The organism is Streptomyces misionensis, assembly GCF_900104815.1.
Lineage (GTDB): Bacteria > Actinomycetota > Actinomycetes > Streptomycetales > Streptomycetaceae > Streptomyces > Streptomyces misionensis.
Map to the genome: position 1 here is coordinate 2285084 of NZ_FNTD01000004.1, position 12089 is coordinate 2297172.

Consider the following 12089-nt stretch of genomic DNA (forward strand, 5'->3'; position numbering starts at 1 on the left):
GGGCGCGGGGCCCACGGGCGCCTACCCTGGGAAAGGGCCCGCAGGGGGCCATTCTGGGGGTGCCGACGTGGCGAACGGCGGACCGGTGGAGCACGGGTTCCCGCACCTGGAGACGGTGCGGGCCGCGATCAACGCGCTGTACCGGCGGCTGTCACCGACCACCGTGCAGACGTTCTCGGCCAGCGTGGTCCCCGCCGACGTGGCGTTCTGCGACACCGACGACCTCCATCTGGGGGCGCAGCGGGTGGCCCACGAGATCGTGCGGCACTTCCGGCTGCCGGACGCGCGGCTGATCGTCTGCTTCCGGGAGATGACCCATGCGGCGAACATCGAACTGACGGCGGGCCCCGAGTACTTCGTGGAGCTGAACGACCGTTTCCGCACCCACCGGGAGGACATCGGGGCCGCACTCGCCCACGAGGTGGCGCACGTCTATCTGCACCGGCTCGACCTCGCCTTCCCGACGACGGCGGAGAACGAGATCCTCACGGACACGGTGACGACGTACCTGGGCGCGGGGTGGCTGCTGCTGGACGCCTACCGGGAGGACGGGGTCTCCTCGCAGAAGCTGGGCTATCTCACCCCGGAGGAGTTCGGCTACGTGCTGGCCAAGCGGTCCCTGCTCTTCCAGGAGGACCCCTCGGTGTGGTTCACCAGCGCGCAGGCCTACACCGCGTACACCAAGGGCCTGGCCCGTGCGCGCCGGGACGAGCAGCAGCCGCCGCTGACGGGAGCGGGCTGGGCGGGCCGCCGCCGGTACGCCCACGACCGGCACCATGCCGTGCCGTCACCGCCGGGCAGCCCCTACTCCTTCGCCCCCGGCCCGTCCGGCGACCTGCGCGTCTCCTTCCCCTGCCCGACCTGCCACCAGCGGATCAGGCTGCCGGTGCGGGGGCGGGTCCGGGCCCGGTGCGGGTTGTGCCGCACCGTGCTGGAGTGCGACACCTGATCCCGCCCGGCCGCATCGTCCCCCTTGGGCTCCCCGGAGGCCCCGGGCTCAGGGATCAAGGACAACGGCTGTTTCGCGCCGGTCACCCCGGTTCGCTATTTTGATCGCTGCCGCCCCACCGGCCCGTTGTCATCCCCCTTCCCTCCCTTATCCGAGGAGCCGGCCCGTGGCCGCCGAGTCCGCTGTGACCACCTGCTTCCGTCATCCGCAGGTGGAGTCGTACGTCCGCTGCACCCGCTGCGACCGCCACATCTGCCCGTCGTGCATGCGGGAGGCCGCCGTCGGCCACCAGTGCGTGGAGTGCGTGAAGGAGGGCGCCCGTTCCGTCCGGCAGGCGCGGACCGTGTTCGGGGCCCCGGTCGGCACGGTGCCGCTGGTGACGTACGTGCTGATCGGGCTGAACGTGGTCGCCTACCTGGTGGAGCTGGCCCGGCCGGAGTTCGAGTACCGCTTCGCCATGCTGGGCGCCTCGCCCGCCGGCTATGTCCCCGAGGGGGTGGCGCACGGCGAGTGGTACCGGCTGCTGACCGGCGCGTTCCTGCACATGACGCCCGGCGAGGGCACGTTCGGGATCACCCACATCCTGCTCAACATGGTGGCGCTGTGGAACGTCGGCCGGGTCGTGGAGACCCAGTTGGGGCGCATCCGCTACACCGCCCTGTATCTGCTGTCCGCGCTCGGCGGTTCGGTGCTGGAGCTGCTGCTCGACCCCGGGTCGTACTCGGTCGGCGCGTCCGGCGCGATCTTCGGGCTCGGCGCCGCCTACTGGGTCATGGGCCGCCGCCTCGGCCAGGACATGCGGGCGGTCAACCGCTCCATGGCGGGCCTGCTGCTGTGGCTGGTGATCTCCGCGGGGCTGACCTCCTGGCAGGGCCACCTGGGCGGGCTGCTGGCGGGCGGCGTGGTGACGCTGGCCTTCGCCTACGCGCCCCGCGACGCGCGGCGCACCGTGGTCCAGGCGGGGGTGTGCGTGGCCCTGACGGCGCTGCTGCTGGTCCTCGCCTGGCTGAAGGCGACCTCGCTGACCGGCTGAGCGGGCCCGCACCGGGGCAAGGCAACGGCGCCTGCCCGGTCGTCCGGTCGGGGACAGTGGGCAGGCGCCGTCAGGTGTTCCGCACGCCTTTGTGCGGAAACGTCTCGTGGTGCCGTCAGACCGCGAGGGCGCGGTCCGTCGGGCGGATCGGGGCCGGCAGGTCGCTGGCCCCGGTCAGGTAGCGGTCGACTCCGCGGGCGGCCGAGCGGCCCTCCGCGATCGCCCAGACGATCAGGGACTGCCCGCGGCCGGCGTCACCGGCGACGAACACCCCCGGCACGTTGGTCTGGAAGTCGGCGTCGCGGGCGATGTTACCCCGCTCGTCCAGCTCCAGGCCGAGCTGCTCCACCAGACCGTTCTCGCGGTCGGTGCCCGTGAAGCCCATGGCCAGCGTGACCAGCTGGGCCGGGATACGGCGCTCGGTGCCCGGCTTCCGGGTCAGCTTGCCGTCCACGAACTCGACCTCGGCCAGGTGCAGCCACTGCACGTTGCCGTCCTCGTCGCCCTCGAAGCGGGTGGTGGAGGCGGAGTAGATCCGCTCGCCGCCCTCCTCGTGGGCCGAGGTGACCTTGTAGAGGATCGGGAAGGTCGGCCAGGGCTGGCCGGTGGGGTGCCGCTCCTCGTTCGGCCGGGGCATGATCTCCAGCTGGGTGACCGAGGCCGCGCCCTGCCGGTGGGCGGTGCCCACGCAGTCCGCGCCGGTGTCGCCGCCGCCGATGACCACGACGTGCTTGCCCTCGGCCGAGACGGGCGACACCACGTAGTCGCCCTCCTGCACCTTGTTGGCCAGCGGCAGGTACTCCATGGCCTGGTAGATGCCCTTGAGTTCCCGGCCGGGGACCGGGAGGTCGCGGGCGGTGGTGGCGCCGGCGGCGATCACGATCGCGTCGTAGCGCTTCTTGAGGTCACGGGCGCTCAGGTCGCGGCCGATCTCGACGCCGGTGCGGAAGCGGGTGCCCTCCGCGCGCATCTGCTCGATGCGGCGGTTGATGTGCCGCTTCTCCATCTTGAACTCGGGGATGCCGTACCGCAGCAGGCCGCCGATGCGGTCCGCGCGCTCGTAGACGGCGACCGTGTGGCCGGCCCGGGTCAGCTGCTGGGCGGCGGCCAGGCCGGAGGGGCCCGAGCCGATCACCGCGACGGTCTTGCCGGACAGGCGCTCGGGGATGCGCGGGGTGACGTGCCCGCTGTCCCACGCCTTGTCGATGATGGAGACCTCGACGTTCTTGATGGTGACCGGCTGCTGGTTGATGCCGAGCACACACGCCGACTCGCAGGGCGCCGGGCACAGCCGCCCGGTGAACTCCGGGAAGTTGTTGGTGGCGTGCAGCCGCTCGTAGGCGGCGGCCCAGTCCTCGCGGTAGGCGTAGTCGTTCCACTCGGGGATCAGGTTCCCGAGCGGGCAGCCGTTGTGGCAGAACGGGATGCCGCAGTCCATGCACCGGCTGGCCTGCTTGCCGACGATCGGCAGCAGGGAGCCGGGGACGTAGACCTCGTTCCAGTCCTTGACGCGCTCGGCGACGGGACGGGTCCTGGCGACCTCGCGGCCGTGGTTGAGGAAGCCCTTCGGATCAGCCATTGGTCGCCGCCTCCATCATCTTCTCGGTGATCTCGGTCTCGGAGAGACCGGCTCGCTCGGCGGCGTCCTTGGCGGCGAGCACTGCCTGGTACGTGCTGGGGATGATCTTGCTGAACCGGGCCGCGGCCGCGTCCCAGTCGGCGAGCAGCTTCTCGGCGACGGTCGAGCCGGTCTCCTCGGCGTGGCGGCGCACCACGTCGTGCAGCCACTGCTTGTCCGTCTCGTCCAGTTCCCGGACGGCGTCCGCGTTGCCCGCGTTGACGTTGGCCGGGTCCAGGTCGATGACGTAGGCGATACCGCCGGACATGCCCGCCGCGAAGTTGCGGCCGGTCGGGCCGAGGACGACGGCGTGGCCGCCGGTCATGTACTCGCAGCCGTGGTCGCCCACGCCCTCGGAGACGACCAGCGCGCCCGAGTTGCGCACGCAGAACCGCTCGCCGGTCCGGCCGCGCAGGAACAGCTCGCCCTTGGTGGCGCCGTAGCCGATGGTGTTGCCCGCGATCGTCGAGTACTCGGCGAGGTGGTCGGCCGCGCGGTCGGGGCGGACGATGATCCGGCCGCCGGAGAGGCCCTTGCCGACGTAGTCGTTGGCGTCGCCCTCCAGGCGCAGCGTGATGCCGCGCGGCAGGAACGCGCCGAAGGACTGGCCGGCGGAGCCGGTGAAGGTGATGTCGATGGTGTCGTCGGGCAGGCCCGCGCCGCCGAACTTCTTGGTCACCTCGTGGCCGAGCATGGTGCCGACCGTGCGGTTGATGTTGCGGATGGCGACCTGGGCGCGCACCGGCTGGGCCTCGGTGGCCTCGTTCGCGGCCAGGGCGTCGGCGGCGAGCTTGATCAGCTCGTTGTCCAGGGCCTTCTGGAGGCCGTGGTCCTGGGCGATCTGCTGGTGGCGGACCGCGCCCTCGGGCAGGTCGGGCACGTGGAACAGCGGCGCCAGGTCCAGGCCCTGCGCCTTCCAGTGGTCGACGGCACGCCGCACGTCCAGCACCTCGGCGTGGCCGACGGCCTCCTCGATGGAGCGGAAGCCCAGCTCGGCCAGGAGTTCGCGGACCTCCTCGGCGATGAACCGGAAGAAGTTCACGATGTGCTCGGCCTTGCCGGCGAAGCGCTCGCGCAGCACCGGGTTCTGGGTGGCGATGCCGACCGGACAGGTGTCCAGGTGGCAGACGCGCATCATGACGCAGCCGGAGACGACGAGCGGCGCGGTCGCGAAACCGAACTCCTCGGCGCCGAGCAGCGCGGCGATGACCACGTCACGGCCGGTCTTGAGCTGGCCGTCGGTCTGTACGACGATCCGGTCGCGCAGGCCGTTGAGCAGCAGCGTCTGCTGGGTCTCGGCGAGGCCCAGCTCCCAGGGGCCGCCCGCGTGCTTGAGGGAGGTCAGCGGGGAGGCACCGGTGCCGCCGTCGTGACCGGAGATCAGCACGACGTCCGCGTGCGCCTTGGAGACGCCAGCCGCGACGGTGCCGACGCCGACCTCGGAGACCAGCTTGACGTGGATCCGCGCCTGGGGGTTGGCGTTCTTCAGGTCGTGGATCAGCTGGGCGAGGTCCTCGATGGAGTAGATGTCGTGGTGCGGCGGCGGGGAGATCAGGCCCACGCCCGGCGTCGAGTGCCGGGTCTTGGCGACCCACGGGTAGACCTTGTGGCCGGGCAGCTGGCCGCCCTCGCCGGGCTTGGCGCCCTGGGCCATCTTGATCTGGATGTCGTCCGCGTTGACCAGGTACTCGGAGGTCACGCCGAAGCGGCCGGAGGCGACCTGCTTGATCGCCGAGCGGCGCGCGGGGTCGTACAGCCGCTCCGGGTCCTCGCCGCCCTCACCGGTGTTGGACTTGCCGCCCAGCTGGTTCATGGCGATGGCGAGGGTCTCGTGCGCCTCCTTGGAGATGGAGCCGTACGACATGGCGCCGGTGGAGAACCGCTTGACGATCTCGCTGACCGGCTCGACCTCCTCGACCGGGATCGGCGCCCGGTCCGAGGTGAAGCCGAACAGGCCGCGCAGCGTCATCAGGCGCTCGGACTGCTCGTTCACCCGGGCGGTGTACTTCTTGAAGATGTCGAACCGGCCGGTGCGGGTGGAGTGCTGGAGGCGGAAGACCGTCTCCGGGTCGAACAGGTGCGGCTCGCCCTCGCGGCGCCACTGGTACTCGCCGCCGATCTCCAGGGTGCGGTGCGCGGGCGCGATGCCGGAGGCCGGGTAGGCCTTGGCGTGGCGGGCGGCGACCTCGCCGGCGATGACGTCGATGCCGACGCCGCCGATCTTGGTGGTGGTGCCGTTGAAGTACTTCTCCACGAAGGACTCGTCCAGGCCGACGGCCTCGAACACCTGGGCGCCCCGGTAGGAGGCGACGGTGGAGATGCCCATCTTGGACATGACCTTCAGGACGCCCTTGCCGAGGGCGTAGATCAGGTTCTTGATGGCCTGCTCGGTGTCGATGCCGTCGAGGAAGGTGCCCGCGCGCAGCAGGTCCTCCACCGACTCCATCGCGAGGTAGGGGTTGACGGCGGCGGCGCCGTAGCCGATCAGCAGGGCCACGTGGTGGACCTCGCGGACGTCGCCGGCCTCGACCAGCAGGCCCACGTGGGTGCGCTGCTTGGTGCGGATCAGGTGGTGGTGGACGGCGGCGGTGAGCAGCAGCGAGGGGATCGGCGCGTGCTCGGCGTCGGAGTGCCGGTCGGACAGGACGATCAGCCGGGCGCCGTTCTCGATGGCCGCGTCGGCCTCGGCGCACATCTCGTCGATGCGGGCGGCCAGCGCCTCGCCGCCGCCGCTCACCCGGTACAGGCCGGAGAGGGTGGCGGCCTTGAAGCCGGGCATGTCGCCGTCGGCGTTGATGTGGATGAGCTTGGCCAGCTCGTCGTTGTCGATCACCGGGAAGGGCAGCATGACGGACCGGCAGGAGGCCGCGGTCGGCTCCAGCAGGTTGCCCTGCGGGCCGAGGGCGCTGCGCAGCGAGGTGACCAGCTCCTCGCGGATGGCGTCCAGCGGCGGGTTGGTGACCTGGGCGAACAGCTGGGTGAAGTAGTCGAAGAGCAGGCGCGGGCGCTCGGACAGGGCCGCGATGGGCGAGTCGGTGCCCATGGAACCGATCGGCTCGGCGCCGGTGCGGGCCATCGGGGCGAGGATGACGCGCAGCTCCTCCTCGGTGTACCCGAACGTCTGCTGGCGGCGGGTGACCGAGGCGTGGGTGTGCACGATGTGCTCGCGCTCGGGCAGGTCGCCCAGCTCGATCTCGCCGGCCTCCAGCCACTCGGCGTAGGGCTGCGCACCGGCGAGGGACGACTTGATCTCGTCGTCCTCGATGATGCGGTGCTCGGCGGTGTCCACGAGGAACATCCGGCCGGGCTGGAGGCGGCCCTTGCGGACGACCCGGGCCGGGTCGATGTCGAGGACGCCGACCTCGGAGCCGAGCACCACGAGGCCGTCGTCGGTGACCCAGTAGCGGCCGGGGCGCAGACCGTTGCGGTCGAGCACGGCGCCGACCTGGGTGCCGTCGGTGAAGGTGACGCAGGCGGGGCCGTCCCAGGGCTCCATCATCGTGGCGTGGTAGCCGTAGAAGGCGCGCCGGGCCTGGTCCATCGAGGCGTGGTTCTCCCAGGCCTCCGGGATCATCATCAGCACGGAGTGCGGCAGCGAACGGCCGCCGAGGTGCAGCAGTTCCAGGACCTCGTCGAAGGAGGCGGAGTCGGAGGCGCCGGGGGTGCACACCGGGAAGATGCGCTCCAGCTTCTCCGCGGGGCCGAACAGGTCGGAGGCGAGCCGGGACTCGCGGGCGCGCATCCAGTTGCGGTTGCCCTGGACGGTGTTGATCTCACCGTTGTGGGCGATGAACCGGTACGGGTGCGCGAGCGGCCACGAGGGGAAGGTGTTGGTGGAGAACCGGGAGTGCACCAGCGCGATCGCGGAGGCGAAGCGGCGGTCGGACAGGTCCGGGAAGAAGGGCTCCAGCTGGCCGGTGGTCAGCATGCCCTTGTAGACGATGGTGCGCGCGGACAGCGACGGGAAGTAGACGCCCGCCTCGTGCTCGGCGCGCTTGCGCAGCACGAACGCCTTGCGGTCCAGCGCGATGCCCGTGCTCTCCCCGTCGGCCACGAAGATCTGCCGGAAGACCGGCATGGTGGAGCGGGCCGTCGCGCCCAGCAGCTCGGGGGCGACCGGGACCTCGCGCCAGCCGAGGACGGTCAGGCCCTCCTCGCCGGCGATCGTCTCGATGGCCGAGACGATCTCCTCGGTGCCGTCCTCGGGCAGGAAGGCGATGCCGACGGCGTAGGAGCCGGCGGCGGGCAGTTCGAATCCGGCCACCTCGCGGAAGAAGGCGTCCGGCACCTGCGAGAGCAGGCCCGCGCCGTCGCCCGAGTCCGGCTCGGAGCCGGTGGCGCCGCGGTGCTCCAGGTTGCGGAGCACGGTGAGCGCCTGCTCGACCAGGGTGTGGGAGGCCTCGCCGGTGAGGGTGGCGACGAAACCGACGCCGCAGGCGTCGTGTTCGTTGCGGGGGTCGTACATACCCTGCGCAGCAGGGCGAGCATCCATGAACGACCAGTTCTGGCCGTTCTCGGAATGCTGGGACGGCTGGCGCGGCGTACGCATCGGCTCTCCCGTCGTCGTCATGTGGCATGTGGCGTGTGCCGAGGGACGACGTTGGCCCTCTGCGGAGGTGGCGAAATTTCGTGCAGGTTACATGATGGACCGGATCTCGGAAAGCGGAAGCTCCGTTCCAAAATGCGGACACCCCAGGGTGGGTGGCGGGGGTGCCAGGGTGCCGCGCGGGGGCGGCGGAGGCAACCGCACGAAGCGGCCGGGTGCCGCTCATGGCGGCGAACGCGTGCGGGGGCCGCTGGGTCACCGCCGGACCATCGGTCCCGCCGGTGCCCGTCGGCCCGAAGAAGCGGGGGGATCGTCGTCGGCCCACCCCGCGGGGTGCGGCAGGCGTCATTGCCCACAGCGCTTACGGCTCATGCCCCGTGGTCACACATCCGAAACCAGCGGGTAACGGCTACTTATGCGGCCCATCGCATAGGTAGCGGATGCCGTCATCCTACGGCCGTTCCGAACAGCACACCCAGGGCGTACGTCACACCGGCGGCCGCGCCACCCAGCGCGAGCTGCCGCAGCCCGCTGAACCACCAGCTGCGCGCGGTCACCTTCGCCACGACGGCGCCGCAACCGAAGAGTCCGATCAGCGCGAGCACCAGGGCGGGCCACAGCGCGGTGGCGCCGAGCAGGTACGGCAGCACCGGCAGCAGCGCGCCCAGGGCGAAGGAGCCGAACGAGGAGACGGCCGCGACCAGCGGCGACGGCAGGTCGCCGGGGTCGATGCCCAGCTCCTCGCGGGCGTGTATCTCCAGGGCCTGCTCGGGATCCTTGGACAGCTGCCGGGCCACCTCACGGGCCAGCTCGGGGGCCACGCCCCGGGCGACGTAGAGCGCCGCCAGCTCGTCCTCCTCGTCCTGCGGGTGCCGGCGCAGCTCACGGCGCTCGACGTCCAGCTCCGCCTGGACCAGCTCGCGCTGGGAGGCGACGGAGGTGTACTCGCCGGCCGCCATGGAGAAGGCGCCCGCGGCGAGTCCCGCGAGTCCGGTGATGACGATGGTCTGGTGGCTGACGGAGCCGCCGGCCACACCGGTCATCAGGGCGAGGTTGGAGACCAGGCCGTCCATCGCGCCGAAGACGGCGGGGCGCAGCCAGCCGCCGTTCACATCGCGGTGCGTGTGGTTGTCGCGGTGCGCTTCGTGCAGCGCGGCCTCGGTTTCGATGATGGCCATGAGGTTCCCCGAATTAAGCTTAGCCAAAGCTAACTTTGGACGAGTTCTACTTTTCGACTAAAGGCAATCTATGCCGTTCCGGCTCGCGCCGCCAGCAAGGGAAGGCTCGGCTAACCTGCGGCTTTACACTTTTTGCGCTCATCCGCGCCCCTTTCCGCTCAGGTGGCCGAGCGGGTGACAGGCGCCCTTCCGAGGCACGCGCACCGGTCCGTGGTGGGACACATCCGCAAAGGGTCCGCGGGCCCAGGTGGGCCCCGCCGAAGGAGACCGCCCATGGCATCGACCGCCTGCACTCCCCCACCCCCGCTCCCCTCGCCCGAAGCGGCCCCCGGGCTCCGCGACCGGGCCCGGGGCGCCCTGCTCGGCCTGGCCGTCGGCGACGCGCTCGGCGCCCCCGCGGAGAACCTGAAGCCCTCCGAGATCCGCGCCCGCTGGGGCCGCATCACGGACTTCGTGACCGACCGGCCGCAGGGCACGGACGACACCGAGTACGCGCTCTTCTCGGGCCTGCTGCTGGCCCGGCACGGCTCGGCGCTCACCCCGGCGCACGTGGAGGCGGCCTGGCACGAGTGGATCGCCGACCGGGCCGAGGGCACCTTCCGCGGCGCGGGCTTCAGCGAGCGGGGCACGCTGGAGAACCTGCGCCGGGGCCTGGCCGCGCCGGTCTCCGCGCAGCACCGGCACGCCTGGAGCGACGGCCTGGCGATGCGGGCGGCCCCCTTCGGGGTGTTCGCGGCCGGGCGCCCCGGGGAGGCGGCCCGCCTGGTCGCGATCGACGGCGCGGTCAGCCACGAGGGCGAGGGCATCCACGGCGGGCAGGCGGTCGCGGCCGGGGTGGCCGCGGCCATGGCGGGCGCACCGGTCCCGGTGGTGATCGCCGCCGCGCTCGCGGTGATCCCGGACGACTCCTGGACCGCCCGCTCGCTGCGCCGCGCCGTGGCCGTGGCCCACCGCGGCGAGCGCGCCGTCCGTTCCGCCGTCGTCATCGGCGGCTATCCCTGGACCGACCTCGCCCCCGAGGCCGTCGCCCTCGCCTTCGGCGCCTACGCCACGGCCGACGGCGACTTCCGCGAGGCGGTCCTCACGGCCGTCAACATGGGCCGCGACGCCGACACCACGGCGGCGGTGGCGGGCGCCCTGGCCGGCGCGACCCGGGGCGCGGCCGCGATCCCGCCGCACTGGGCCGAGGCGATCGGCCCGGTGCGGGGGCGGTGCCTGCCGTCGATGGCGGGACGGCGGGTGGAGGAGGTGGCGGACCTGCTGGTACCGCCGCCCGCGGAACCACCCGCGCCGCTCCGCCCCACCGAACCACTCGTGTCCCCTCTTGCCGCGGCCCTCCAACCCACCGAGCCGCCCGCGCCGTCGACCTCCCCGGCCCAGCAACCCACCAGCCCAGTCGCGTCACCCCTCCCGGCGGCCCTCCAGCCCGCCGATCCGCCCGCACCGTCGCTCCCCCCGGCCACCCTCCCCACCGACCCGCCCGCGCCCTCCCTGCCCCCCGCCCCCCAGCCCGCCGAGCTGCCCCCGGCCACGGCCCCTGCGCCCCCGCTCCGGTCCGCCGAGCCGGGTGGCAGGCGGGGGAAGGTCCGGTGGTCCAGGGTGCTCAGTCCCCTCGTCGGCGCGGACCGCGAGGGCCGGTCGTGAGGCCGCGACGGGTCGAGGGGCTGCTGCTGGGCCTCGCCGCGGGCGACGCCGCAGGCTGGCCCGCCGCCCGGCACCGCGCCGCCCGCATGCCCGAGTGGACCCGCCGTCTCACCCGGGAGCTGGACGCCTTCGCGGAACAGAACGCGACCACCACCCTCCCGGTGCCGATCGCCCTGAACCAGCCGCCCGGCCCGCTCCGCCTCGGCCCCTCCGACGACGCCGAATGGGCGGCCTTCGCCGCGGAGGCGGTCCTGCGGGCCGGCACCGACGACGCCCTCGGCGACCTCAGCCGGGACCGCCGGATGCGCGCCGCCATCGACCTCACCTGGACCGCTGTCGCCTGCGAGGTCGCCGCCGCCGCGGACCGCGCGCCGGAGATCGAGTCCGCCGTGCTCCCGCTGCGCGCCCGGATCTCGGTGCGGGCCGGTCTCGGCAACCTCGCCACCGGCCTGCGCCCGCCCGCCACCGGTCACGACAACCCGCACTACTTCGACGACGCGGCCTGCGTCCGCGCCTGCGCCCTGGCGGTGGCCCACCCCGGCGACCCCGAACGCGCCGCCGCCCTCGCCGAGTTCGACGCCCGCTACACCCAGGACGGCGACGGCGTGCACGGCGCCCGGGCCATGGCGGCCGCCGTGGCGCTCGCCCTGGCCGGCGCGGACCCCGGCGCCTGCGTCACGGCCGCCCTCGCCGAACTCCCGCCCGACACCGAGATCGGCCGCAACGCCCGGCACGCGCTCGCCCTCGCCGAGGACGGCGCGCCCGCCTTCGCCCTCGTCCCCGTGCTGGAGCACCAGATCGTGGACCACGTCTACAGCTACGGCGTCGCGGCCGCCGAGACCGTCCCCGTCGCCCTCGCGCTGGCCACCGCCGCCCGCGGCCGGATCGCCGAGGCCGTACCCGCCGCCGCCTGTCTGTCCCGGGTCGCCGACTCGGCCCCCGCGCTCGCGGGCGCCCTCACCGGCGCCCTCGGCGGCGGCGCGGCGATCCCGGAGACCTGGCGCGACGCCTGCCGCGTCCTGCCGGGCTGTGCCCTGCCGAGGCTCACCGGCACCGACCTGGTGGAACTCGCCGGACTCCTGGAAGCCGCACAACCGGCCCGCCCAGGAGGATGATTCGGG

General features: G+C 72.9%; 7 protein-coding genes. 4 read left to right on the forward strand and 3 right to left on the reverse strand.

The window, feature by feature from the left end; translation table 11 throughout:
• Nucleotides 1-67 precede the first annotated feature (67 nt).
• A complete protein-coding gene (locus tag BLW85_RS11995; RefSeq protein ID WP_074992038.1) occupies nt 68-949 on the forward strand; it encodes a hypothetical protein in 882 nt (293 codons plus the stop codon).
• 166 nt (nt 950-1115) lie between these two features.
• Nucleotides 1116-1982 carry a rhomboid family intramembrane serine protease gene (locus tag BLW85_RS12000; RefSeq protein WP_074992039.1) on the forward strand — a complete coding sequence of 289 codons (867 nt, stop codon included), beginning with the start codon at nt 1116-1118 and terminating at the stop codon, nt 1980-1982.
• Between the two features lie 115 nt (nt 1983-2097).
• Here the strand turns inward: BLW85_RS12000 and BLW85_RS12005 are convergent, their stop codons facing one another.
• From BLW85_RS12005 to BLW85_RS12015, 3 genes are all read right to left on the reverse strand, one after another.
• Nucleotides 2098-3561, reverse strand: coding sequence for a glutamate synthase subunit beta (locus BLW85_RS12005; RefSeq protein WP_074992040.1), 1464 nt, complete (start codon nt 3559-3561; stop codon nt 2098-2100).
• Nucleotides 3554-8065 carry a glutamate synthase large subunit gene (gene gltB / locus BLW85_RS12010; protein ID WP_074992041.1) on the reverse strand — a complete coding sequence of 1504 codons (4512 nt, stop codon included), beginning with the start codon at nt 8063-8065 and terminating at the stop codon, nt 3554-3556. Before gltB ends, BLW85_RS12005 begins: the two co-directional genes overlap by 8 nt.
• 527 nt (nt 8066-8592) lie before the next feature.
• Nucleotides 8593-9324, reverse strand: coding sequence for a VIT1/CCC1 transporter family protein (locus tag BLW85_RS12015; protein ID WP_070028535.1), 732 nt, complete (start codon nt 9322-9324; stop codon nt 8593-8595).
• A 273-nt stretch (nt 9325-9597) separates the two neighbouring features.
• Here BLW85_RS12015 and BLW85_RS12020 point away from each other — a divergent pair, with 273 nt between their 5' ends.
• Nucleotides 9598-10968 (forward strand): ADP-ribosylglycohydrolase family protein, encoded by a 1371-nt coding sequence (locus BLW85_RS12020; protein ID WP_079172320.1) that lies wholly within the window; start codon nt 9598-9600, stop codon nt 10966-10968.
• Nucleotides 10965-12083 carry an ADP-ribosylglycohydrolase family protein gene (locus tag BLW85_RS12025; RefSeq protein ID WP_070028536.1) on the forward strand — a complete coding sequence of 373 codons (1119 nt, stop codon included), beginning with the start codon at nt 10965-10967 and terminating at the stop codon, nt 12081-12083. Before BLW85_RS12020 ends, BLW85_RS12025 begins: the two co-directional genes overlap by 4 nt.
• Nucleotides 12084-12089 lie beyond the last annotated feature (6 nt).

What these genes read in the sequence shown, in the direction of transcription:
- BLW85_RS12020 (WP_079172320.1), top strand. Translation starts at nt 9,598, where the DNA reads ATGGCATCGACCGCCTGCACTCCCCCACCCCCGCTCCCCTCGCCCGAA.
- BLW85_RS12005 (WP_074992040.1), bottom strand. Translation starts at nt 3,561, where the DNA reads ATGGCTGATCCGAAGGGCTTCCTCAACCACGGCCGCGAGGTCGCCAGG.
- gltB (WP_074992041.1), bottom strand. Translation starts at nt 8,065, where the DNA reads ATGTACGACCCCCGCAACGAACACGACGCCTGCGGCGTCGGTTTCGTC.
- BLW85_RS12015 (WP_070028535.1), bottom strand. Translation starts at nt 9,324, where the DNA reads ATGGCCATCATCGAAACCGAGGCCGCGCTGCACGAAGCGCACCGCGAC.